A 23,544-nucleotide genomic window follows, 5' to 3' on the forward strand; every position below is an offset into this window, starting at 1 on the left:
TGAAATTTAATCGTCCTGCAAAGATAATCCTCACCCATTCCCAAAATTTGTAAATTTGCACACTTTAAACAAAATAAAAATATACATATTATATGGTGCCTATTCAGATGGTTGACTTGAAACGCCAGTACACGAAGATTAAACCGCAAGTGGATGCTGCCATCCAGGAAGTATTGGAAAGTGCCGCTTTTATTAATGGCGGAGCCGTACAGAAATTTGCGGAAGAACTGCAACAGTACCTGGACATCAAGCACGTAATACCCTGCGCCAACGGCACCGATGCCTTACAAATCGCTATGATGGCACTGGATTTGCAGCCGGGGGACGAAGTGATTACACCATCTTTTACATTTATCGCGACAGCCGAAGTGATAGCGCTGCTACAGCTAAAGCCGGTGTTTGTGGACGTAGACCCGCAGACTTACTGCCTGGACGTAGCCGCCGTGGAAAAAGCTATTACGCCTAAAACCAAAGCTATCGTGCCTGTGCATCTCTATGGTCATGTAGCTGACATGGAGCCGCTGATGGCTGTTGCCGCCAAACATAATCTCTATGTTATTGAAGATAATGCCCAGGCCATCGGTGGTAACTACACCTTTGCTGATGGCAGCGTGAAAAAAGCAGGTGCTATTGGTCATATCGGCTGTACTTCCTTCTTCCCTTCCAAAAACCTGGGATGTTATGGCGATGGTGGCGCTTTGTTCACCAACGACGACGCACTGGCAGCCAAAATCAGGATGGTAGCCAACCACGGCCAGTCAGCCCGTTATTATCATGATGTAGTGGGTGTTAATTCCCGCCTGGATTCTGTTCAGGCAGCGGTTTTACGCATTAAACTGCCGTTGCTCGACGAATATATCAACGCCCGCAGAGCCGTTGCAGACGCCTACGACGCCGCTTTTGCCGACATGCCGCAGATTACCACGCCACATCGTGCAGCCAACAGCTATCATGTGTTTCATCAATATACTATCCAGTTACATGGAGCAGACAGGAACAAGCTGCAACAATACCTGGCCGATCATCAGGTGCCAGCCATGATTTATTATCCTGTACCGGCTCATCGTCAGAAAATGTTCGAGCATTTTGGCGGAGCTACCTTTGACTTACCCGTAACCGACGACCTCACCACCAAGGTTATTTCCTTGCCGATACACACTGAAATGGACAAAGATCAGTTAGATCACATTATTCACTCTGTCAAATCATTTCTAAATTATCTCCCAGCATGAAGATTACAGTAGTAGGCACCGGTTACGTAGGACTGGTAACCGGCACCTGTTTCGCAGAAACAGGCAATGAAGTTACCTGCGTAGACATCGACGCCAACAAAGTAGCGAAACTATCTTCCGGCCAGATCACTATTTACGAACCCGGACTGGAAAAACTGTTTGAACGTAACCTCAAGGAACAACGCTTATTTTTCACCACCAGCCTGGAAGATGGTATCCGTGATGCCGAAGTTATTTTCCTGGCATTGCCCACCCCTCCCGGCGCAGACGGCTCCGCAGACCTTTCTTTTGTACTGAAAGTAGCAGAACAACTGGGGCATCTGATGACCGACTATAAGGTGATCGTTGACAAAAGCACCGTTCCGGTGGGTACCGCCGAAAAGGTGACCGCGGCCATCGCCCGGAACTGTAAAACAGCTTTCGACGTGGTTTCTAACCCCGAATTCCTGCGTGAAGGCGTGGCAGTAGACGATTTCATGAAACCGGACCGTGTAGTCATCGGTACCAATTCCGACAGAGCCCGCAAAGTAATGGGTGAGTTGTATGCCCCGTTTGTAAGGCAAGGCAACCCTGTCATCTACATGGACGAAAAATCTGCCGAACTGACCAAATACGCGGCCAATTCCTTCCTGGCCACCAAGATCTCTTTTATGAACGAGATCGCTGTGTTGTGCGAGAAACTGGGCGCGGATGTGGACATGGTACGCAGAGGCATTGGCAGCGACGACCGTATCGGTAAACGTTTCCTGTTTCCCGGTATTGGCTACGGTGGCAGCTGTTTCCCGAAAGACGTACAGGCCCTGGTAAAGTCCTCCGAAGACGTACAATACGACTTCCGTATACTCAATGCCGTGATGGATGTCAACGAAAAACAGAAACTGTTTTTATTGCCTAAAATCGCTGCATACTTTAATAACGACCTGAAGGGCAAACATTTCGCCTTATGGGGCCTGGCTTTCAAACCCAATACAGACGACATCCGCGAAGCTCCGGCATTATACATCATTGATGCCCTGCTGGCTGCCGGCGCTACGGTATCTGTATTCGATCCTGAAGCCATGGCCAATGTAAAACAGATAGTAGGCGATAAAATCACCTATGCCGAACATCAGTATACCTGCCTGGAAAAGGCCGATGCATTGATTATCGCCACTGAGTGGAGCGTATTCAGGACCCCGGATTTCCATAAAATTTCTACCGCCCTGAAAAATAAAGCTATCTTCGATGGCCGCAATCTGTTTGAAGTAGCACGGATGAAGGAAATGGGATATCATTATGAGAGTGTGGGTCGTCCTTCAATTGCTTAAAGATCACAACATACCTTGAATACATGGAAAAAAAGAGAATCCTGATAGCCGGCGCAGCCGGCTTTCTTGGCTCGCATCTGTGCGACCGCTTTATTAAAGAAGGTTTTCATGTGATTGCCATGGACAACCTTCTTACTGGTGACCTCAAAAATATTGAACATCTGTTCCCCTTACAAGATTTTGAGTATTATCACCACGATGTTACCAAGTTTGTTCATGTACCCGGCAAACTGGATTACATTCTTAATTTCGCATCGCCGGCCAGCCCGATAGATTACCTGAAAATGCCGATCCAGACCCTGAAAGTAGGATCACTCGGAACGCATAACCTGCTGGGACTGGCTAAGGAAAAGAAAGCCCGCATACTGGTAGCTTCCACCTCCGAAGTATATGGCGATCCTAACGTGCATCCACAAACGGAAGAATACTGGGGTAATGTAAACCCGGTAGGCCCCAGGGGAGTGTACGACGAAGCCAAAAGATTCCTGGAGTCCATTACCATGGCTTATCATAATTTTCATGGTGTGGAAACCAGGATCGTACGTATCTTTAACACTTACGGTCCCCGTATGCGTCTCAATGATGGCCGCGCCTTACCGGCATTTTTAAGCCAGGCGATGAATGGACAGGACCTCACCGTATTCGGCGATGGCAAACAAACCCGTTCTTTCTGTTATGTAGACGATCTCGTAGAAGGCATTTACCGCCTGTTACTGAGCGACTATCACCTGCCGGTGAATATTGGCAATCCGGAAGAGATCACCCTTAATCAGTTTGCAGAAGAAGTCATTGCACTGACCGGAACCAAACAGAAAATTGTTTACCATCCGTTACCGAAGGACGATCCGAAACAACGGCAGCCGGATATTACCAAGGCCCGTACCCTGCTGGGATGGGAACCCAAAGTGGGCAGACAGGAAGGCTTAAGGATCACCTACGAATATTTTAAACAGGCATTATTAAAATAAAAAACTATTCATCATTCCATGAAACGGAATATACTTATTACAGGCGGAGCAGGTTTTATCGGTTCACATGTAGTCAGACTATTTGTTACCAAATATCCAGATTACCAGATCGTGAACCTTGATGCGCTGACCTACGCCGGTAACCTCGAGAATCTGTTGGATGTAAAAGATCTTCCGAATTATATTTTTGAAAAAGGAGATATTACTGATGAAACTTTCATTGATCAGCTTTTTGGGAAGTACCAGTTTGATGGAGTGATACATTTGGCTGCTGAAAGTCATGTGGACCGCTCAATTATGGACCCGCTGGCTTTCATCAGAACCAATGTGATGGGAACAGCTGTATTGCTCAATACTGCCCGTAAACACTGGAAAGACAACATGGACAATAAATTATTTTACCATGTATCTACCGATGAAGTGTATGGTTCTCTCGGCGCAGAAGGTTTCTTTCATGAAACCACCGCCTATGATCCACGGTCGCCATATTCAGCCTCCAAAGCCAGCTCAGATCATTTTGTGATGGCTTATCATCATACGTATCACCTTCCGGCTATCATCTCCAACTGTTCCAACAACTACGGGTCCCATCATTTTCCGGAGAAACTAATTCCGCTGGCTATCCACAACATCAAAAATAATAAGCCGGTACCTGTATATGGTAAGGGAGAAAACGTTCGTGACTGGTTATATGTAAACGATCATGCCCGGGCTATTGATACCATCTTCCACAAAGGCAGAATTGGAGAAACCTACAATATTGGCGGCTTCAACGAATGGAAAAACATCGATTTGATACAGCTGTTATGCCGTATCATGGATAAAAAACTGGGCCGCCCTGAGGGCACTTCCGCTCAGCTGATTACCTTCGTAAAAGACCGTGCGGGCCACGATCTCCGTTATGCCATCGATGCCTCCAAACTGAACAAGGAACTGGGGTGGGAACCCTCCCTCCAGTTTGAGGAAGGCCTGGAAAAAACCGTAGATTGGTACCTCTCCAACGAAGAGTGGTTACAACATGTTACCAGTGGCAACTATCAAAACTATTACCAGGAGCAGTATCAAAAGCGATAATTACCAGCTATGCCTTTTTCAGAGACCGGTTTTCCCGGATTAGTCATATACGAACCTACCGTCTTCGGAGACCATCGCGGATATTTCTTCGAAAGCTATAATGCCAATACCTTCCGCGCCGGCGGCCAGGAATACAATTTTGTACAGGATAACCAGGCCCGTTCTACCTACGGTGTGCTGCGGGGCCTGCACTATCAGCTGGAACCCCATGCCCAGACCAAACTGATCAGGGTATTGGAAGGCAGCATCATCGATGCAGTAGTAGACCTCCGTAAAGGATCTCCCACCTATGGCAAATCCTACACCATAGAACTGAGTGCAGCCAATAAGCTGCAACTCCTGGTACCCAAAGGATTTGCCCATGGCTATGCCGTTATCAGCGAAACAGCGGAAGTGATGTATAAATGTGATAATTTTTATCACAAAGGCAGTGAAGGCGGAATTATCTATAATGATCCCGCCCTGGGCATTGATTGGGGTATTGACCTGGACAAAGCACTGGTATCGGAAAAAGATCTGGTGTTGCCCAAACTGGCAGATGTGACCCATAATTTTGTGTTTTAACAGCAGCTATTTGTCATGAAAAACATTCTTATTACCGGCGGACACGGCCAACTGGGACAATCCCTGAAGAAGGCCGGCGAAGCTTATCCACAGTTCAACCTGGTTTTTACCGACGCCACTGAACTGGATATCACCGACAACGCAGCACTGGCCACCTATTTCGGCGCCAACCAGATAGATGCCTGTATTAACTGTGCCGCCTATACGGCAGTTGACAAAGCAGAATCTGATGAAGAAACCGCCTTTCTGCTCAACTTCCAGGCTGTCCTGGCACTGGCGGAAGTATGCGCGCAACACCATACACAACTGATCCATATTTCCACCGATTATGTTTTCAGCGGTAAACAAAATGTGCCTTACACCGAAGAAGACGATACAGACCCGCAAAGCATCTACGGCGCCTCCAAGCTCCGTGGCGAAGCAGCAGCCGTTGGTTACAACCCCGATACTATCGTGGTCCGCACTTCCTGGCTATACTCAGAATATGCCGTCAACTTCGTAAAACGGATGCAGGAACTGATGCGTGAAAGAGAAGAACTGAGCGTGGTATTTGACCAGGCCGGTACACCTACCTATGCGGGCGACCTGGCCACCGCCCTGCTGGACATACTACAGTACAAAGCCAACCACCCCGACGCTACGCTCGGCGGCATATATCATTATAGCAACGAAGGTGTTACCAGCTGGTACGACTTCGCCGTTACCATTAAGGAGCTCACCGCTGCCACCACCAGGGTGTTGCCGGTTACCTCCGATAAATACAAAACGGCTGCCGCAAGACCAGCATACAGTGTACTCAATAAAGAAAAGATCAAAACTACTTTCGGCATACAGATACCTTACTGGCGCGACAGCCTGGTAAAGTGTCTCCGGAGGATGTAAATAAAAAAGGCCTTGTAGTGATACAAGGCCTTTTTCATTTAGGAATTTATTGATTTACGGATTTTGTTATTTTTTGAACCCTGTGATCTCCATACTGCCGGCTTCTTTACCATTATTATAGGATACGGTCTTCACCGCACCAAAACCCGGCGCAAACCACTCCGTCGCCGTCAGGTCCATCGGCACCGTATTTCCCAGCATCTGCATTTTAAACGACAGGTGATAATTGATTTTGTAGCAGTCCCAGCTACCAGCAGATGTGATCACTTTTTCCTTGCCCACCACTTTACGGTCACTCACCGTATACGCCACGCCTACATCCATACCTCCCAAATTACCGGCCATTTCAAAAGTACCTCCTTTCAGGTCCTGTCCTACCTGCATATTGGCAGGATAAGTCAGGAAAGCATTGGTGGTCTTCGCTTCCATCTTCAGGTCTTTCAGTTGCGACATAGAAGGCATGCCCATTTTCATATCCACTGCTATTCCTTCGCCGGTGCATTTGAACTGCCCTTCACTGGTGGTAATCATCTGATTGGTTTTATCATACACTGTAGCAGTGAAATCGGAAGTGGTACCGGCGCCGTCTTTATGAACATTACTGACTTTATACACCGTTTTGCCCACGGCTGCCTTACTGCCGTCATACATGGTCATTTCCACCTGCGCATTATTGAGCAGGTAATAATAACCGCCACAGTCCTGAGCAGACAGTGATCCGGCCACCAGTAATAACATCAGGATAAAATATCCTCCTTTTTTCATAACAAATATTTTTTTGGAAATAATATATAACCAGGTGAATCATCTGCCTGGGGCAGACTGCGTTAAAAATACAGCATTTCCGCAACCCGCCGAAAAAACAGTCGTTTACAGCTAAAACACCCCCTGTTCCCACATTTTTGTGTAGGTTTGCAAAAATTGTTATTGAATCATGAATCTGATAGAAGAACTGCGCTGGCGGGGTATGCTACAGGATATGATGCCTGGCACGGACGAGCAACTGCAAAAGGAAATGACCACCGCTTATATTGGTTTCGACCCTACTGCAGAATCATTGCACATCGGTAGCCTGGTACCCATCCTGCTGCTGGTGCACCTGCAAAAGGCAGGACATAAGCCCCTGGCGTTAGTAGGCGGCGCTACCGGTATGGTAGGCGACCCCTCATTCAAGGCAGAAGAAAGGAAAATGCTCGACGACGAAACCCTTCAAAAAAATGTGAATGGTATCCGGAAACAACTGGAGCGCTTCCTGGATTTTGATCCTGCCAAACCTAATGCGGCGGAAATGGTGAATAACTACGATTGGTTTCAACACATTTCCTTCCTCGACTTTATCCGCGATACGGGTAAACACATCACCGTCAACTATATGATGGCCAAAGATTCTGTGAAAAAAAGAATCGAAGGCGACAACGGGATGTCTTTCACCGAATTTACCTATCAGCTTATTCAGGGATACGACTTCTTTCACCTGTATACCGCCAAAAACTGTAAACTACAGATGGGCGGCTCCGATCAATGGGGCAATATCGTTACCGGCACGGAACTGATCCGCCGCAAGGCACAGGGCCAGGCCTTCGCCTTCACCTGCCCGCTGATCAAAAAAGCAGATGGCACCAAATTCGGTAAAACCGAACAAGGTACCGTATGGCTGGACCCGAAAAGGACTTCGCCTTACACGTTTTATCAGTTCTGGTTCAATACCAGTGATGTGGACGCAGAAAGCTATATCAAAATATTCACTTTCCTCGAACAAGAAGAAGTGGATGCATTGATTGAAGAACACAGACAAGATACAGGCAAACGTGTTTTGCAAAAAAGGCTGGCACAGGAAGTAACCACCTTCATCCATGGTGAAGAAGCATATAAATTCGCAGTATCTGCCTCCTCTATACTCTTCAACAAAAACACGGCAGAAATATTACTGGCGCTGTCTGAAGACGAGTTAATGGAAGTAATGGAGGGAGTACCTCAACGCGAAGTACCTAAAACCGATCTGGAAGCAGGTAAGGATATTGTTAGCTTCCTTGCAGATGCCGGTATCTTCACCAGTAAAGGAGAAGCCCGTAAAATGGTACAAGGTGGCGGTATCAGCATCAACAAAACCAAAGTGCCTGGCATAGACGCAGCTGTTAATACCAGCTCGCTGCTTCGGGATAAATATATTTTGGTACAAAAAGGGAAAGAAAATTATATCCTCGTAAAAGCGGTATAATCAAACGATATCAACATAAAAAAGGGAAGATCAATACACGATCTTCCCTTTTTTTATGTTGATATAGCCGTTATTTGATACTGTATTTCTGCTGATATTTTTCGTACAACTGATGCTGTTTGTTATCCAGGTTGATTTCCCTGCCCTGGATAAAAGCACGGGTAATCACACTGGACTTCATATCCAGCATATCACCGTTGCTAACCGCAATATTGGCGTCTTTACCGGTTTCCAGTGAACCGGCCACTTTGTCAATACCCAGTATTTTAGCAGCATTCAGCGTTACGGCGGACAAAGCCTCTTCCCGGCTCAGCCCAAAAGTACTCGCCGTACCGGCTTCGTAACCCAGGTTGCGCTGCTGCCAGAAACCTTCATTGCTGAGGCAAAACAGCACTCCCGCTTTCTGCAATTGCGCAGCTGTTTTGTAGGGCTGATCAATATCGTCGTCCTGCATCAACGGCAAACTATGCGGTTGCGCCAGTACTACGGCGATATTGTTTTGTTTCAGCAGGTCGGCAATCTGCCAGGAATCTGCTCCGCCAACAATCACTACCTCCATGTTGAATTCTTTGGCAAAATCAATGGCAATCAGCATTTCCTTTACCAGTTCACAGTGGATAAACAGTTTCTGCTCGCGGTTAAACAGCTTACGCATCGCCTCAAACTTAATATTTGTAGCGGCATGTTTATTTTCCGCCAGGTATGCTTTGGCTTCACGGAAAAACACCCGTACTTTCTCCACCTGCTCCTGCCCTTCTTTCACGGGGTCTTTCGCTTGCGGTCCGCGGAAACCACGGCCGGAACCAAAGTTCACCAGGCGGGGCATAAAGAAATGTAACCCGTTGTCTGTTTTATAGGCAGCGTCTTCCCAGTTCCAGGCATCCAGCTGTACCACGGAAGAAGTACCGCTGATCACACCACCTTCAGGGGTGACCTGTGCCAGTAAGATACCGTTGGACCGCAGCGTATTGATCACCTTGGAATCGGTGTTATAGGAGATAATGGAACGGATGGAAGGGTTGATCTCTCCTACTTCTCTGGCATCGATCGTGGCCCTTACGCTCTCAAACTCCACAAGGCCCAGCTTGGTGTCCGGTGCAATGATGCCGGGATACACATGCTGTCCTTTCATATCCAGTACGGTGGCATCGCCGGGGGCAGACACCCCTGCGCCTACCGCGGTAATTTTCCCTTTGGCAAAGGCAATAGTACCGTTTTCAATGACCTGGCCGTTGCCTACATGGATCACGGCGTTGGTAAGATATACTGGCTTATCCTGCGGACCCGCCGGTGAAATGGTTTCCTGGGCATAGGCGGAACTTACGCCAAAAGCCAGGGCCAGTAGATATATGCTTCTTTTCATGATATTTCAGTTTTTAGAACCCGGCGCCGGTAGTTAATCCCAGGCCTTCCTGATGGCCACCCTGCAGATCTTCGCAATGGTACATTTCGTCTGGTGTAAAAGCAGCTTTCTGTGTGGGCGTGCCTTTTTTCTTTTCGCCCAGCAGTTTCTGTATAAGGCGGTTACGTTCTGCGGCAATACGCTGGCGCAGTTGCAGGTCATAGTCGCGGTCAAATTCCACGATGCCATCTACAATGGTTTTCTCTGCTTTGGCATAAATGCTCAGCGGATTATCACTCCACAACACCAGGTCAGCGTCTTTACCTACTTTCACGCTGCCCATGCGGTTGTCCACATGCAGCAGCCGGGCAGGATTGAGCGTCACCATTTTCAGTGCCTCCTCTTCCGGTACGCCGCCATATCTTACCGTTTTACCGGCTTCCTGGTTCAGGCGACGGGCCATTTCAGCATCGTCGGAGTTGATGGCGGTCACCACCCCTACTTTATGCATAATAGCAGCGTTGTACGGGATAGCGTCCTGCACTTCCATTTTGTATGCCCACCAATCGGCGAAGGTGCCGGCGCCGGCGCCATGGGCTTTCATTTTGTCGGCCACTTTATAACCTTCCAGGATATGTGTGAAGGTATTGACACGGAAATGGAAGCTGTCGGCAACATGCATCAGCATATTGATTTCGCTTTGCACATAAGAGTGGCAGGTGATGAAACGTTTGGCGTTGAGGATTTCCACGAGCGCGTCCAGTTCCAGGTCGCGGCGTTTATTGGCGCCTTGTTTTTCATAGTCACGGGCACGGGTAAACGCATCAACGTATACCTGTTCCACTCCCATCCTGGTTTGCGGGAAACGTACCGTATTACGTTCGCCCCAGTTGGATTGTTTTACGTTTTCACCGAGTGCGAACTTGATGAAAGGGTCCCAGTTGGTGACTTTCAACCCTTCTGCATCCTGCCCCCAGCGCATTTTGATGAGCTGCGACTGGCCGCCGATAGGATTGGCGCTGCCATGCAGCAGGTGTGAGGCGGTGACGCCACCACTCAGCTGCCGGTAAATGTTCACATCATCCGGGTTGAGCACATCACCGATACGTACTTCGGCGGTAACAGCCTGAGACGACTCGTTCACGCCATTGGAGATAGCGATGTGGGAGTGTTCGTCGATAATACCGGCTGACAGGTGTTTGCCGGTACCGTCAATCACACGGGCATTGCCGGCGGACAGGTTTTTACCGATCTGCGCGATTTTGCCGGCACGTACCAGTACGTCGGTATTTTCCAGTTTACCGGCTGTTTCGTTGGTCCATACCGTAACGTTTTTAATGAGTATATCCTGTTGTTGCGGCAGTTTATCCCAGCCATAGCCATTGAAAGGATAATACAACGCCCCTATATCCGCGCGGTTGTTCTTCTTCGCAGAATCTGCTTTAACCGGGGCCGTGCGGGCAAATACAGCGTTCCAGCGTACATTGGCGCCGGTGGTATCTACACCGGTACCAGACCAGCCGTTGTCGCCGATGAGGCCACTGAGCCGTACGCTGCTGCGGCCGTTCTTCACCAGTGGCAGGGACAGCGTTACCAGTTTACCGTTGATGTCGATGCGGCCGGGAATAGTATCTTTTTGCAATACCGACAGCAAAGGTGCAGAGGACGTGCCTTTTACCTCCACCGTGATGCTGCTGCCCGGAGAAAGGGTAACGGTATAAATACCACGGATATCATTCCAGCCATCCTGTTTTACGAGGTAGCGGTTGCCCTGTACCCAGTTTTGCAGGATAAGTGTATTTTCCTTGAACACCGGACCCGAAGTGATGAGGAAGTTGGCCAGTTTACCGGCTTCCAGGCTTCCTACTTTATCGTATACTTTCAGGGTGGTAGCAGGTGTTTTAGTGAGTGCTTCCAGTGCTTTCTGTTCGCTCAGCCCGTATTCGATGGCTTTGCGCACACCGGAGAGGAATGATTTCACATCCTTCAGGTCTGCTGCCGTTAGGCAGAACGGGATATTGGCTTTTTCAAAGGCGGCGGGCTGTGAAGGAGCCATCTCCCAATGTTTCATTTCAGCCAGTGATACAAACCGGGCATCGTTGGGGTCTTCCACATCGATAGCGCCGGGGAAATTAAGCGGCAGGATAAAGGTGGCTTTGGTGGCGGCTACTTCAGCGATACGCTGGTATTCGTTGCCTCCGGCTTTGATAATATATTGCACCCCAAATTCATCCCCTATTTTATCTGCCCGGAGGGCATCCCATTTATCTTTTACTTCAAAGATCTGTGGCAGTTGCTGGTTGGCGTTCCAGGCCTGGAGGCTGAGGTTAACGCCTTCCTTAGCCGGCTGCGACTTATACCATTGTGCGTCGAGGTAGGTTTGGCGCAGCAGGGCGATGTATCCCATTTGTGAATTGGGATAATTCTGGGTGGAGCTGCCTTTATCGAAAGAATAGCCAGCCGCTACTTTTTCGCGGATGATCACCTTGTTCTCCTTGTCAGATGCGAGGGTTACCAGTGCGGCAGTACCGCGGGCCACGCCGTCTGTTTGTTGCGTTGCCACCGTACCAAAGCCGGCTTCCCGCAGGGAGGCTGCTTTCGTATCATCCGTGTTGAACAGGTCGACCGCGTTTACCTCACTTTTAATGGCCTGGTTCCAGCCATAGGCGCCTTTGGTGTTAGACAGGAACTGTGGTGGCGCATTCCATCCGCCGCTGGTGCGTTTAGGCTCTGCCAGACCGTAGTTGCTGAAGATGTCTACAAAAGAAGGATAGATGTACTTCCCTTTACAATCCACCACCACCGCATCTTTCGGGATAGCAGTACCCGGACCCGCAGCCACAATTTTGCCGTCACGGATCACCAGCGTAGCATCGCTGAGGGTAGTTTGTGCATCTTTAACGATGGTAGCGTGGGTAAAAGCAAAGCAGCCTTCCTTCGGGTCTGCAATTCCATTTACAGGATAGGTTTCCTGTGCATGGGCATAGGAGCCTGCCAACAGTAGCGAGAACACCAGCAGCTTACTGCGGTGCCGGTTCAGGGCATAGGCGACGCCACGGGAAAGCAGGGCCCTCCCGGGTTTCTCAAAAGCTCTTTTCATGTTCGGTTTTTTTTCGATTCAGATTTTCAGTTGCTGGTCTTAAATGTAATAAATGATTGATGGCGGAGTTAGTAATTATCCCTTTTTTTTATGAATGGTATCTCCAATAGTTTTTTGCATTAACACGAAAAAGGGATAATTTGAAAAGGGTTTACCATTAAGTTTGTCTAAATTTCATATAATAATTGCTGACTATGAAGATATTTTCTCTTCCCCCGGTTCTTCTGTTGTGTTGCCTGTTGACGGGCATCCGGTTGACCACCTCTGCACAAACGCAGGACAGCGCCTATAACAGGGGCCGCTGGGGCGTAGAAGGCAGGGCAGACAAAATCAGCGATAAAATCTCCAAACAGGTAGGCCTCAACAAATCGCAATACAAGGAAATTTACGCCATCAATGAGGACATCATCCGCCGGATGGACGTTATCCGCGCTAACACGGAATTGACCCAAAAAGAGCGGATGCGGCAAATGAAAGCGCTGGAAACAGAGCGCAGCCAGCGTTTTAAGACAGTGCTCTCTGCTACCCAATACAAAAGATGGAATGATTGGGAGATGAGCAAAAAAGAGCATCTGGAAAAAAAGATGGAAAAGAAAAGACAACGCAAGGAAGCGAATCGTTCCTAACGAAAAACGACATCATCATTTCAGCTATCAGCGACATACAAACCATTTTTATGCATGCCGTGTCTGCTGTACATCCTGTTCAGCTGATCCGCCGTCATGTGCAGGTAAAGGACACTTCCACTATTCTTATTTCGGGAGATGAATATGTTTTGCCCCCACAGGGCCGCCTGATCGTACTGGGGGCCGGCAAAGCCGCTGCTGCTATGGCACAGGAGCTGGAGAAGGTACTGGAAGGACATATACGCCCCGAAGGCCTCGTAGTCACTAAACACGGGCACGCTTTACCCTTACAACATCTTGTTTTGCTGGAAGCCGGTCACCCTGTACCGGACCAACACAGTGTGGAAGCCTCACGACGTTTCCTGGAAATAGCCGCTACCGCCGGAGTACAGGACCTCGTGATCCTGCTGCTGTCCGGAGGCGCCTCTTCCCTGCTGGCCGATGTACCGGAAGGCAGTACCCTGGAAGATGTGCAACAGTTGTTTTCCCTGTTGCTGAAAAGTGGTGCGGGCATTCACGAAATGAACATCGTGCGTAAGCATCTCTCTAAAATAAAGGGAGGATGGCTGGCGCAAAACATATATCCTGCTACGTTATGCTCCCTGGTGTTGAGCGATGTAGTGGGCGACGACCTGAGTGTGATCGGCTCCGGGCCTGCCGTGCCCGACCCGTCTACCTTTGCAGATACCATTGCCATATTGGAAAAATACCGGCTGCTGGCCCTTATCCCCTATAGCTTGCGTGAGTATCTGCATGATGGTATGGCCGGCACAATACCGGATACGCCCAAAGCCGGCGATGCCGTTTTTGCGCGGGTACGTCATTACCTGGCCGGCACCAATCACATTGCCCTGGAAGCCGCGGCAGATAAAGCCCGTAGCCTGGGATACCATACACAGATACTGGCCGCAGATACTACCGGTGATGCACATACGGTAGCTGAAACGCTGATAGCCGCCGCCCGGCACTATCAGGGGCCACGGCCCGGCTGTTTACTCATGGGCGGGGAAACCACCGTACAGGTGACCGGCGACGGCAAAGGAGGGCGCAATCAGCAGCTGGCGCTGGCCGCAGCGATAGCGCTCGATGGGCAGACTGGTATTACGCTGCTCAGCGCCGGTACGGATGGTACAGATGGTCCTACCAATGCCGCCGGCGCCATCGTGGATGCCTATACCCTAAAAAAAGCGGCCAGCCTGCAACTGGACCCGCAACAGTTCCTGCAACAGCAGGACGCGTGGACATTCTTCTCAAAAGCAGGCGGGTTGCTGATTACAGGGCCTACACAAACCAATGTGATGGATCTCATGATCGTACTGCTGACATAAACCGGCAGCTTTTGTTATTTAAACTTTGATTATCTGCTGATAGATTCTATTTTTGGGGTTTGATTCACAAGTTCTGGATTTTACTAAAACCAATATTGCATTATGCTGAGAATGGAACAGACATGGCGATGGTTCGGGCCCAATGATCCGGTTAGCCTGTCTGATATTAAACAGGCCGGTGCTACCGGTATCGTGACAGCATTGCACCATGTACCCAATGGAGTAGTGTGGACGACGGAAGAAATTTTAAAGCGTAAATCGGAGATCGAAGCAGCAGGCCTGACCTGGTCTGTAGTAGAGAGCATCCCTGTTCATGAAGATATTAAAACGCAGCGTGGTAATTTCCGGGAATACATTGCCAATTACCAGCAATCTATCCGGAACCTGGCCGCTGCCGGTATCCACGTAGTAACGTACAATTTTATGCCGGTGCTGGACTGGACCCGCACCGACCTCAGTTATGAAGTGGCTGACGGTTCCAAAGCACTGCGTTTTGAAAAAGCAGCGTTCATGGCATTTGACCTGTTCATGCTGAAACGTCCGGAGGCGGAAAAAGATTACACGGAAGAAGAGATCTCCCGTGCCAAGGAACATTTCGACAGTATGACAGCCGAATCCAAACAGCTGTTACAGAAAAATATTATTGCCGGTTTGCCCGGCTCCGAAGAGAGTTTTTCCCTGGAACAGTTCCAGGCAGCACTCGACAAATACAAAGGCATCGACGCCACCCAGCTGAAGCTGCACCTGTTCTACTTCCTGCAGCAGATAGCGCCGGTAGCAGAAGAGGTGGGTGTAAAACTGGCCATCCACCCGGACGATCCTCCGTTCCCGATTTTCGGGCTGCCCCGTATCGTGAGCACCGAGCAGGACGCCAAAGAACTGTTGATTGCCGCTCCTTACGCTTCCAACGGACTGTGCTTCTGCACCGGTTCCTATGGCGTACGGGCCGACAACGACCTGCCGGGCATGATCGAACGTTTAGGCGATCATATCCATTTCATCCACCTGCGCAGCACCCAGCGTGACGCTCAGGGCAACTTCCACGAAGCCAACCACCTGGAAGGCGATGTAGATATGTTTGCCGTGGTGAAAAACATCCTGCTCACCATGAAACGCCGCAATGTTTCCATTCCTATGCGGCCGGACCATGGACACCAGATGCTGGACGACCTGCAGAAAAAAACCAATCCGGGATACAGCGCTATCGGCCGCCTGCGCGGACTGGCCGAGCTGAGAGGCCTGGAAATGGGTATAGCCGGGGCCTTAGGCTCTGATTGACTGACATCTACCAGTATCAGGTCTGCACAAAGAGTAAGGGTGGGGATAAGCAATACCATCGTCGGACTGAGATGCTACGCCAGAGCAGAAAGCATATTTGAAACCATACCGTAATGGCTGATTACGCGTACAAACAGCGCTGTTCTTTATCATATTGATACGAAGGGTTGACTCCAAAAAAGTCAGCCCTTCGTTATTTCGACATACTAAACCTACACAGTATCTATGAGTACAATTGAAGAAAGGTACGAGGCTTCTCTCATCAGGAGAACGTCCAGTCTTGGACGACTGCTAAGCCTCGTAAAAAAGGACGTGGACCAGCGTCTGACAGAAAAACTGGTGGGACTGGGGCACCGCAACTTCCGGGCGGGAGATATGGTAGTCCTGATCAACATTGACGATGCCGGCACCATCAACAATGAACTGGCTAAAAAGGCCCGCATCAGCAAACAAGCCATGAGCAAAGTGGTCAAAAATCTGGAAGCAGACGGTTACATCGCTACCCGCAAACACGACACCGACAATCGCGCCAGCCTCATCTTCCTCACCGACAAGGGGAAAATGCTGCTGATTGAGGCTTCCGAATCCATCAAAGAAATTGAAGCGGGCTACACCGACGTGGTGGGAGAACAAGACATTACCACCTTAAAACAGGTACTACTACGCCTGCACGAAGGCCTCCGCCTGTAACACCATCCTAACCTTTATCCCTGTACTGTACGCATCCCAAACCTCTTAACCCACACCCCTCACTGGCCCGGTATTCCGACGCCAACAGTCTTTTTTTGCCTTTTTTTGAGCCATCATAGTACAACGCCAACGTCCCCGCGTCTATCCTCTGACAAGCCACAGGCTTCGTATTATCAACCAATTATCATATATCAACCAATAGTTTTTCCGCCACGGCAGGATGATGCCCATCCCTGCCATGTCCCAACCTAATAATACCCACGTGCGCGATGAAAAAAAACATACCAACAATCAAGGCAATTGCCCTGCAATTGAACATCTCCGTATCTACTGTTTCCAAAGCACTCAACAATCATCCGGCTATTGGTGAACAAACCCGTGAGAAAGTCCGCCAGCTGGCTGCCGCCATGCACTATGTCCCTAATCAAACAGCCATTCATTTTAAAAGCGGGAAAACCCATACCATCGGGGTTATTCTTCCACAGCTAACGGATCACTTTTTCACCAAGGCCTTAAGCGGCGCCGAACATTATGCCCTGCAACATACCTACAACGTTATTTCCGGGCAGTCGTACAACCACCTGCAACGGGAAAAGGAGCTCGTTGGTTTTATGCAGCGCAGCCGCGTAGATGGACTGATAATAGCGCTCACCAGTGAAACCGAAAGCCGCGATCACCTGCTGCCACTGGAAGCCTGGGGCATTCCTATCGTGTACCTGATGCGTACGCCTCCCATCAAAGAGTGTCATTATGTAACCGTTGATGTGTTTGACGGCGCCCATCAGGCAGTCCGGATGCTGCTCAACAGAGGGCACCGGCGCATTGCGCATCTCAACGGCCCGGAAATGTTACTGACATCCAGAGAACGGCAGGCCGGTTATCTGCATGCCCTGCAACAACACCAGCTGCCTGCTGATCCGGACCTGATATGCCATACCACGCTGAGCCCTGAGAGCACCCGCGCCTGCATGGCGCAGCTCATGGCGCTGCCGGACACGCCAACGGCTATACTGGGATTTAAAGACCTGGTAGTGCTGGAAGCTATGCAGTACGTTAAAAACAACGCTGCCGGCAGAAGAGGCCCGGTAGATTTTATTGGCTTTGGTAACCATGAATTTCTGCAGTTCCTGGATACGCCGCCTACCGCCTCTATTGAAGAAAACCCTTTTCTGCTGGGCAGTAAAGCCATGGAAGTATTAATACAACTGATCTCCGGTGGAGAAGCCCAGCGTTACCAGCAGGTACGCATGCCCTGTAAGCTGGTCAACTATAAGTGATTAAAAGTTATTTAACTGTCAGGTAATACACGTCAGTACTGTCTTTCACCAGGTGTGCGGACAAGCTTTGCTGTAACAGGGAAATGGTTTCCTTTTCTGTTTTTTTGTGCAGGTTGATCGTGAGCTTTTTTTCACAACGGCTTTCTGCAGAGGGAGGGACTGTGATTTGTATGCCGTAGATACTGCAAACAGCGTCCAGTATTTCTGCTGCGGGCACATTGCGGAACACCCGTTCACCTGTTCTCCAGGCCAGGGGGCTTTGACTGACCAGCTTCTTCCGTGCAGGGGTTTTACGGTGTTCCAGCGTTCCCTGCATATAGGCAGATAACATCATCGTATCCCGTTCTTTTCCCGCTATACCCAGTTTGCCGCGGGTAACAAACACTTTGGAACCGTTGGCAGACGCGTGCACATGAAAAGCGGCCGCTTTCGTTTTCAGCTGGAAACCTCCCGGTACCAATATCGTACAGACAGTATTGCGGCCCATATCAAAAAACACCTCGCCTTTGGATACTTCCGCATAAAAAGATTGCCGGCGACTGCTGTCGAACGAAATGGCCGCGTTTTTGTTCAGTATGACACAGCTACCATCCGGAAGCCGTAAAGAATCTATGCGACCGGTGTTGTTGACAATGGTGTGTAAAGAGCGGGAGGAAGACTGGTGGAAATAAAACCAGCCGGCTACCAGCACAACGAGGACTGCTGCCGCGATCCATATTTTGGCGGATTGCAGCAAAGACGGTGTGGAAGAGGTTTTCACGGTAGTAGCAGGTGTTACCGGTAGTTGGGCTACCGTCAGCCATGCTTCCAGTTTTTCCTCCACATAACGCGCCTTTTCGGGGCTTTCCGCCACCAAAACGGCGATCGTCTCCTGCAACACGGGATCGTGCGGAGATTGGATAAAGTGTGTAATCAGCTCATCAATAGCTGGCATAGATTCAAAAAAGTTACTGTCCTGTGGCTGGGATAATGGTATATCCGGCAAGATACAAAAGCCGGCGCACAGAATAAATAATTAGGCTACCTCGGGAAGGTTTAATATTTTTAATACAGCGAAAAGGCAAAAACGATAGGTATGTCACCTGAAATACATTTCGACCAGGACTACATTGACGGCTTGCTGCATCACACCCCGGAAATCATTGATGATATCTACCAGCGTTTCGCCTCCAAAGAGAAACGTTTTATACTGCAGAAGAGCGGCACTGTCAAAGACGCAGCACGTATTTTCGAAGAAGCATTGATGGACATCTACTACTATGCACGGCGTCATCCGTTGCAGGTAAGCTCCTTCGAGCCCTTTCTGCAATTGCTCTGCAAACGTATCTGGGAGCGGGAACTGGAAAACCGGGGACAACGTATTGCCGGCATGGAAGCAGAAGAAAATGCCGCCCTCAGCCGCGATGATATGCAGGACATAGAAGATGTACTGCGGGAAGGTGAAAAACGAAGGCTCGCCTACAGTTATTACCTTCAGCTCAATGACAGCTGTAAAGAGCTGCTGAGCTGGTCGCTCACCAACTGTCTCCAGGAAGATATTGCCGTTGCTACTAAAATACCGGTGCAGGATTTACCATCCAACCGGCAAGCCTGTTACCTTTCCCTCTTCAGCAACCTTGATTCCAGGCTCAAATCCGGCGGCATGGCCGCAGAAGACCTGGCTGCCAGCGATCGTTTTCTTTCCGGCCAAATGGCTGAAACAGAAAGAAAAACATTTGAAGCACGGCTAAAAACAGATACTGCACTTAACCAGCAGGTAAAACGATTTGACCTGTTCCGGCAGTTGCTTGCACAACGTATCTGCAAAGACACGTCGCGCGATGCGCTCCTGCATCAGCTTTTCTCCCGTCGTAACGCCTGGTATTCCCTGAAGGAAACTACGCCTACGCCTATCCGCAATACCGTTATCCTCATTGCCCTCGTTGCCGCAGGCATCGCTATCATGTTGTATGTAAGCCCCTGGCGGAAAAATATCTATGGTCAGTTTGCTTCCACAGAAATGCAGACGCCCGATACCGACAGCCTCCGGTTACCCCGGGAAGCTATCGAAAAGTTTAACCGCGGCCATTTCGCCGATGCCATCACGCTGCTCGATAAAGTACTGCAACAACATCCCGGTAATCTTTACGCCCGCTACTACAGGGGTGTATGCAAGGTAGACCTGAACCAGCTGGAGCCGGCCAGGGTAGATCTGATACAGGTTTACCAGCAAAGCAACGACCTGAAATATGAAGCTGCTTTTTACATGGGACTGAGTTATCTCAAGGAAGGACACAAGCAGGAATGTCTGGACTGGTTATTAAAAATACCCTCCCAGGCTCCCAATTATATCAAGGTGCAGAAACTGATCGAAGAATTAGGCGGATAACCGATACGGGCTGGTACTATAATGGATAAAGCTGTCCACTTCTCCCTTAATCAGCTCATATACAGACGCTTTTGTTCTTTTTATTTGCACCAGCTGCTGTAAAACCAGGAAGTAAATCTCTCCTCTGTTGCAGCCATCTATCTGGGCTTTAAGAATGTCATTTTTTACCGCTTCACAACTGTTGGCATCCAGTTTCTGGTAAATAACATATAAGTCGTTCATCCAACTCATACCGCTAAAGTTTTATTTCATAGGAACCTAAAGATATTAAAAAAAATCGTAAATCACAAATATATCACAGGATTGCGGATGGGCAGGTTCCGGAGCACTTCTTCCACCTGCGGGTCATGGTTTAACATCAGCCAGAGCCGGTAGTATTCAGTATTGTTTAAAGCCGCTGCACCAAATAACAGCGATGGTTGCGCTACCGGCCATTCGCTCCAGTACATCACATCCTTGGGGTAAGGCCAGGTACTTTTGTCTTTTATATAGGGATACATAAATGCCAGCCCTTTGGCCATATTACGCTGATCCGCGGTATAACGCCACAGGTCATTCTTCTTATCGCTCAACAACTGACAGAGCGTGCTCATGGCATCGAGATTAAACAACGAGTAGCCGTAAGGTTTAGTACGCTTCAGTTCCAGCGGGAAACTGCCGTCTTCCGCCATCTGCGCGGGTAACAGCACGGTTTTATAACGGTTGATACAAAACGCGGTCCACTCCCGGTTACCGGTAAACTGTGCAAAAGCCGCCACCTGCATAGCCCAGCAGGTACCGTGATTGTTTTTAGCATTCATTTCATCCTTGCCGTACGGATGCGTCGTCATCCAGTTCAGATAAGCGGTGAACCAACTCTTAAACGCCGCCAGGTCCGACGCTGGTATCATACCGGCCTTCTCCATAATGCGTAAGGCCTGCACAACTTCCAGCAGTTGAATGGTATCGATAATACCGATCCCTCTGCCTGTAGCTCTTCCTTTAATAGCCTGTGCATACAACAAACCGGGATTCATACGGGTAGCATTGTCTTCAAACCAGGCACGGGCATGTACCAACGCATGTTGCAGGTAAGTTTTGTCTTTGGTAGCTACATACCCCGCTGCCAGTGCGCCCATGATACGGCTGAACCGGATCATTACCTGCCTGTGCTCCACGAAATTGGCCGGATTGCTTTGTCCGTCGCGTTGTACATACGGACTATCCGGATGCACCGGATCAGGCCACCAATAGTCGCCTTCTGAATAAAAATCGTGTTTACCACCGGCACTACGGTCACAGCTAAACGCAGTAATGGTCAGCGGCGCCTGCTGTAACGCCCACGCCGCCCGCTCCAGGATAGCTGGTTTAGTGTCCTGCAATACCTTTTTCAATAAGGGCGACTGTGCCTGCAATTGCCCGGCCAACAGCATAAAGAAGAGGATGTAATACCGCATGATATAAAGGATATAGGTTCATGCAAAGCAGCGAAGTGATGCTTCGCTGCTTTGCCGGATATGCTTAGCGTTTCAAGGTAAATACTTTTCCATCATGCCCATCCAGTTCCAGGGTAAAACTACCGCTATGTTTGCCGTAACTCTTTCCTGTCCAGTAATCCAGCACCTCGCAAGGTTTATCCAGTTTTACCGTTAATTTTTTGGGAGATGTCTGCCAGTTGAGGAAGATAATATTTTTTCCGCTGTTAGTGTTAACTTCTCCCACTTCAAAATTAGTATCGGTAAAAGCCGCTGCCTTAGCGGTAGGTGGCACCGCTTTGAGGAGCATGTTTAAACGTTCGGGGCTTATTTTGGTGAGGTCGTCGCCACTGAGCAGCATACCACCGGTAGCGTATATCAACGCTGCATGGAAGTTGTATTCGTTGTCGGGCATGCTACCGGTAAGTACCAGGCAGTCAGGATCATTCCACCACAGCCGGCCATTCTGCCAGGAGCGATAAAGATTTTCACGGCCCGATTTTTCAAATACGGTCCAGGTACGTTTGATGTCCATGCTGCTGCGGGAACCATGTACCAGTCCCAACGAAGGCCATAACGGATGATTACATCCCAGGATAAAGGCATCGCGGGTACCTTTGAGAATGGCTTCCATACCGCGGCGATAAGCTTCTACACGGGTTGCATTTTTATCGTAATACACGCCGCCATGAATAGCACCCCAGAAATTAGCGTCGAGTTTGAAGTAGGTCACGCCCCAGTCGTTGCGCATAGTACGGAACAACTGCTCCAAATGCTGCTGCACTGCGGGATTGGTACCATCCAATACATACCAGGGTTTCAGGCGCCAGCCGCCGAAAGTCACCAGGTCGCTGCGCAGCGGCTTACCGCTCAAATCTTTTACCAGCCAGTCCGGATGCTGTTTGAAGATAGTGGAATTACTATCGCAAATAAACGGCGCTACCCAGATAGCCGGCTCAAATCCTTTATCACGGATGGTATGCAGCACTTGCTGCACATTGCCCCCAAAGGAATTACCCACTTCCAGCCAGTCGCCCATATGCGGCTGATAACCATCATCCAGCTGGATATATTTCAGTGCAGGGATATTTGTTTTGATATAATCCAGGTTGTCATAAATATTCTGCGCCGTTACTTTCGGACCAAAACAATACCAGGAGCACCAACCAGTAGGCGGTGCCTTAAACTCCAGTCTCGGATGAAAATGATGAATACGGTTGGCGAAGCGGTCCAACAGGTTGTTGCCGTCTTTACCACTCAGCACCATCAGTTCTTCCAGCTTAAACTCTTTACCGGGCGCCAGTTCCAGGTTCTCCAGGTCTACCACCGCCTTAATGGTATCGGCAGACAGATAGAACTTCCCCACAAAACGGTTGCTGGAAGTATATCCTAACAGCAGCTGTACATCCTTTGCCGGATACAGGCGCAGCAGGTTATATACAGCCAGGTAACCATCCGGTTTGGGGATTTTATAGTGTCCTTCATCCGTATAATTGCCCAGTGTTTTAGGTGCTTCCAGCGTGCCGGCAGTTTGTGTCAGCATCTGAAAACCTTCTGCATAAAAGGAGGTAGACGGTGGTAATACCTTACCTACAGCCCCTAACACCACTTCTTTCAGTTTAATGGACTGACTACCGGTGTTGACTACACGCACATCGCACAACTCGCCGTTCCAGTTACGTATTACCTTTACCGTAGCAGGCGCTACGGCGCCACTCGATTGAAAAGCAGTAGCAGGACTGGCCTTCAGTGATTTTACAAACTGGTCTGTTTCTCCTGCCTTTGCCAGCAGATGGCCCAGCAATAAACAGCCTATCAGGGAATATTTTTTCATAA

The 23,544-nt window shown here is 49.3% G+C and carries 20 protein-coding genes; 13 read left to right on the forward strand and 7 right to left on the reverse strand.

Annotated features, from left to right (window positions below):
- Positions 1 to 92 precede the first annotated feature (92 nt).
- Genes ICL07_RS30635 through rfbD form a run of 6 tightly spaced genes read left to right on the forward strand, consistent with a single transcriptional unit; the run spans position 93 to position 6,027 of the window.
- Positions 93 to 1,232 carry a DegT/DnrJ/EryC1/StrS family aminotransferase gene (locus ICL07_RS30635; protein ID WP_188091862.1) on the forward strand — a complete coding sequence of 380 codons (1,140 nt, stop codon included), beginning with the start codon at positions 93 to 95 and terminating at the stop codon, positions 1,230 to 1,232.
- Entirely contained in the window at positions 1,229 to 2,539 is a 1,311-nt protein-coding gene (locus ICL07_RS30640; RefSeq protein ID WP_188091863.1) for a UDP-glucose dehydrogenase family protein, read from the forward strand. The genes ICL07_RS30635 and ICL07_RS30640 overlap by 4 nt, the downstream gene beginning before the upstream one ends.
- A 23-nt stretch (positions 2,540 to 2,562) precedes the next feature.
- Positions 2,563 to 3,507, forward strand: coding sequence for a UDP-glucuronic acid decarboxylase family protein (locus ICL07_RS30645; RefSeq protein ID WP_188091864.1), 945 nt, complete (start codon positions 2,563 to 2,565; stop codon positions 3,505 to 3,507).
- Between the two features lie 18 nt (positions 3,508 to 3,525).
- The gene (gene rfbB, locus ICL07_RS30650; protein WP_188091865.1) at positions 3,526 to 4,581 is read left to right on the forward strand and encodes a dTDP-glucose 4,6-dehydratase; all 1,056 of its coding nucleotides are present in this window, start codon (positions 3,526 to 3,528) and stop codon (positions 4,579 to 4,581) included.
- A 9-nt stretch (positions 4,582 to 4,590) separates the two neighbouring features.
- Positions 4,591 to 5,145, forward strand: a complete 555-nt coding sequence (rfbC, locus tag ICL07_RS30655) for a dTDP-4-dehydrorhamnose 3,5-epimerase (RefSeq protein WP_188091866.1) — start codon at positions 4,591 to 4,593, stop codon at positions 5,143 to 5,145.
- 15 nt (positions 5,146 to 5,160) lie between these two features.
- Positions 5,161 to 6,027: a dTDP-4-dehydrorhamnose reductase gene (gene rfbD, locus ICL07_RS30660; protein WP_188091867.1), complete on the forward strand. Its 867-nt coding sequence runs from the start codon at positions 5,161 to 5,163 to the stop codon at positions 6,025 to 6,027.
- A 66-nt stretch (positions 6,028 to 6,093) separates the two neighbouring features.
- Here the strand turns inward: rfbD and ICL07_RS30665 are convergent, their stop codons facing one another.
- Entirely contained in the window at positions 6,094 to 6,792 is a 699-nt protein-coding gene (locus ICL07_RS30665; RefSeq protein ID WP_188091868.1) for a TapB family protein, read from the reverse strand.
- A gap of 169 nt (positions 6,793 to 6,961) precedes the next feature.
- Between ICL07_RS30665 and tyrS the strand changes: the two genes are divergently transcribed.
- Complete coding sequence (gene tyrS / locus ICL07_RS30670) at positions 6,962 to 8,245, forward strand: tyrosine--tRNA ligase (protein WP_188091869.1); 1,284 nt, start codon at positions 6,962 to 6,964, stop codon at positions 8,243 to 8,245.
- 70 nt (positions 8,246 to 8,315) lie between these two features.
- On the opposite strand, the gene ICL07_RS30675 is transcribed toward tyrS, so the two are convergent.
- Both ICL07_RS30675 and ICL07_RS30680 read right to left on the reverse strand, forming a co-directional pair.
- Complete coding sequence (locus tag ICL07_RS30675; protein ID WP_188091870.1) at positions 8,316 to 9,608, reverse strand: amidohydrolase family protein; 1,293 nt, start codon at positions 9,606 to 9,608, stop codon at positions 8,316 to 8,318.
- A 13-nt stretch (positions 9,609 to 9,621) separates the two neighbouring features.
- Positions 9,622 to 12,687, reverse strand: coding sequence for an amidohydrolase family protein (locus tag ICL07_RS30680; RefSeq protein ID WP_188091871.1), 3,066 nt, complete (start codon positions 12,685 to 12,687; stop codon positions 9,622 to 9,624).
- A gap of 194 nt (positions 12,688 to 12,881) precedes the next feature.
- Here ICL07_RS30680 and ICL07_RS30685 point away from each other — a divergent pair, with 194 nt between their 5' ends.
- The 5 genes from ICL07_RS30685 to ICL07_RS30705 all read left to right on the forward strand — a co-directional run bounded on the left by ICL07_RS30685 (position 12,882) and on the right by ICL07_RS30705 (position 17,886).
- The gene (locus ICL07_RS30685; RefSeq protein ID WP_188091872.1) at positions 12,882 to 13,313 is read left to right on the forward strand and encodes a hypothetical protein; all 432 of its coding nucleotides are present in this window, start codon (positions 12,882 to 12,884) and stop codon (positions 13,311 to 13,313) included.
- Positions 13,235 to 14,641 carry a glycerate kinase type-2 family protein gene (locus ICL07_RS30690; protein ID WP_281389810.1) on the forward strand — a complete coding sequence of 469 codons (1,407 nt, stop codon included), beginning with the start codon at positions 13,235 to 13,237 and terminating at the stop codon, positions 14,639 to 14,641. Before ICL07_RS30685 ends, ICL07_RS30690 begins: the two co-directional genes overlap by 79 nt.
- A gap of 102 nt (positions 14,642 to 14,743) precedes the next feature.
- Positions 14,744 to 15,919, forward strand: a complete 1,176-nt coding sequence (gene uxuA / locus ICL07_RS30695) for a mannonate dehydratase (RefSeq protein ID WP_188091874.1) — start codon at positions 14,744 to 14,746, stop codon at positions 15,917 to 15,919.
- A 225-nt stretch (positions 15,920 to 16,144) separates the two neighbouring features.
- Positions 16,145 to 16,609: a MarR family winged helix-turn-helix transcriptional regulator gene (locus tag ICL07_RS30700; RefSeq protein WP_188091875.1), complete on the forward strand. Its 465-nt coding sequence runs from the start codon at positions 16,145 to 16,147 to the stop codon at positions 16,607 to 16,609.
- 269 nt (positions 16,610 to 16,878) lie between these two features.
- On the forward strand, positions 16,879 to 17,886 hold the full coding sequence (locus ICL07_RS30705) for a LacI family DNA-binding transcriptional regulator (RefSeq protein WP_188091876.1): 1,008 nt from the start codon (positions 16,879 to 16,881) through the stop codon (positions 17,884 to 17,886).
- A gap of 7 nt (positions 17,887 to 17,893) precedes the next feature.
- Here the strand turns inward: ICL07_RS30705 and ICL07_RS30710 are convergent, their stop codons facing one another.
- Positions 17,894 to 18,820 carry a FecR family protein gene (locus ICL07_RS30710; RefSeq protein ID WP_188091877.1) on the reverse strand — a complete coding sequence of 309 codons (927 nt, stop codon included), beginning with the start codon at positions 18,818 to 18,820 and terminating at the stop codon, positions 17,894 to 17,896.
- 141 nt (positions 18,821 to 18,961) lie between these two features.
- Between ICL07_RS30710 and ICL07_RS30715 the strand changes: the two genes are divergently transcribed.
- Positions 18,962 to 20,254, forward strand: coding sequence for a tetratricopeptide repeat protein (locus ICL07_RS30715; protein ID WP_188091878.1), 1,293 nt, complete (start codon positions 18,962 to 18,964; stop codon positions 20,252 to 20,254).
- On the opposite strand, the gene ICL07_RS30720 is transcribed toward ICL07_RS30715, so the two are convergent.
- From ICL07_RS30720 to ICL07_RS30730, 3 genes are all read right to left on the reverse strand, one after another.
- Positions 20,243 to 20,485, reverse strand: a complete 243-nt coding sequence (locus ICL07_RS30720) for a hypothetical protein (RefSeq protein ID WP_188091879.1) — start codon at positions 20,483 to 20,485, stop codon at positions 20,243 to 20,245. The two genes, ICL07_RS30715 and ICL07_RS30720, sit on opposite strands and share 12 nt — an antisense overlap.
- Positions 20,486 to 20,538: 53 nt before the next feature.
- Entirely contained in the window at positions 20,539 to 21,690 is a 1,152-nt protein-coding gene (locus tag ICL07_RS30725) for an alginate lyase family protein (protein WP_188091880.1), read from the reverse strand.
- A gap of 64 nt (positions 21,691 to 21,754) precedes the next feature.
- The gene (locus ICL07_RS30730) at positions 21,755 to 23,542 is read right to left on the reverse strand and encodes a glycoside hydrolase family 36 protein (RefSeq protein ID WP_188091881.1); all 1,788 of its coding nucleotides are present in this window, start codon (positions 23,540 to 23,542) and stop codon (positions 21,755 to 21,757) included.
- Between the last annotated feature and the right edge of the window lie 2 nt (positions 23,543 to 23,544).

It is taken from the genome of Chitinophaga qingshengii (assembly GCF_014529935.1).
Classification (GTDB): Bacteria; Bacteroidota; Bacteroidia; order Chitinophagales; family Chitinophagaceae; genus Chitinophaga; species Chitinophaga qingshengii.

Bases quoted from the DNA above. Each gene is read 5' to 3' on its own strand.
- ICL07_RS30635 (WP_188091862.1), top strand. From the start codon at position 93: ATGGTGCCTATTCAGATGGTTGACTTGAAACGCCAGTACACGAAGATT.
- ICL07_RS30640 (WP_188091863.1), top strand. From the start codon at position 1,229: ATGAAGATTACAGTAGTAGGCACCGGTTACGTAGGACTGGTAACCGGC.
- ICL07_RS30645 (WP_188091864.1), top strand. From the start codon at position 2,563: ATGGAAAAAAAGAGAATCCTGATAGCCGGCGCAGCCGGCTTTCTTGGC.
- rfbB (WP_188091865.1), top strand. From the start codon at position 3,526: ATGAAACGGAATATACTTATTACAGGCGGAGCAGGTTTTATCGGTTCA.
- rfbC (WP_188091866.1), top strand. From the start codon at position 4,591: ATGCCTTTTTCAGAGACCGGTTTTCCCGGATTAGTCATATACGAACCT.
- rfbD (WP_188091867.1), top strand. From the start codon at position 5,161: ATGAAAAACATTCTTATTACCGGCGGACACGGCCAACTGGGACAATCC.
- ICL07_RS30665 (WP_188091868.1), bottom strand. From the start codon at position 6,792: ATGAAAAAAGGAGGATATTTTATCCTGATGTTATTACTGGTGGCCGGA.
- tyrS (WP_188091869.1), top strand. From the start codon at position 6,962: ATGAATCTGATAGAAGAACTGCGCTGGCGGGGTATGCTACAGGATATG.
- ICL07_RS30675 (WP_188091870.1), bottom strand. From the start codon at position 9,608: ATGAAAAGAAGCATATATCTACTGGCCCTGGCTTTTGGCGTAAGTTCC.
- ICL07_RS30680 (WP_188091871.1), bottom strand. From the start codon at position 12,687: ATGAAAAGAGCTTTTGAGAAACCCGGGAGGGCCCTGCTTTCCCGTGGC.
- ICL07_RS30685 (WP_188091872.1), top strand. From the start codon at position 12,882: ATGAAGATATTTTCTCTTCCCCCGGTTCTTCTGTTGTGTTGCCTGTTG.
- uxuA (WP_188091874.1), top strand. From the start codon at position 14,744: ATGCTGAGAATGGAACAGACATGGCGATGGTTCGGGCCCAATGATCCG.
- ICL07_RS30700 (WP_188091875.1), top strand. From the start codon at position 16,145: ATGAGTACAATTGAAGAAAGGTACGAGGCTTCTCTCATCAGGAGAACG.
- ICL07_RS30705 (WP_188091876.1), top strand. From the start codon at position 16,879: ATGAAAAAAAACATACCAACAATCAAGGCAATTGCCCTGCAATTGAAC.
- ICL07_RS30710 (WP_188091877.1), bottom strand. From the start codon at position 18,820: ATGCCAGCTATTGATGAGCTGATTACACACTTTATCCAATCTCCGCAC.
- ICL07_RS30715 (WP_188091878.1), top strand. From the start codon at position 18,962: ATGTCACCTGAAATACATTTCGACCAGGACTACATTGACGGCTTGCTG.
- ICL07_RS30720 (WP_188091879.1), bottom strand. From the start codon at position 20,485: ATGAGTTGGATGAACGACTTATATGTTATTTACCAGAAACTGGATGCC.
- ICL07_RS30725 (WP_188091880.1), bottom strand. From the start codon at position 21,690: ATGCGGTATTACATCCTCTTCTTTATGCTGTTGGCCGGGCAATTGCAG.
- ICL07_RS30730 (WP_188091881.1), bottom strand. From the start codon at position 23,542: ATGAAAAAATATTCCCTGATAGGCTGTTTATTGCTGGGCCATCTGCTG.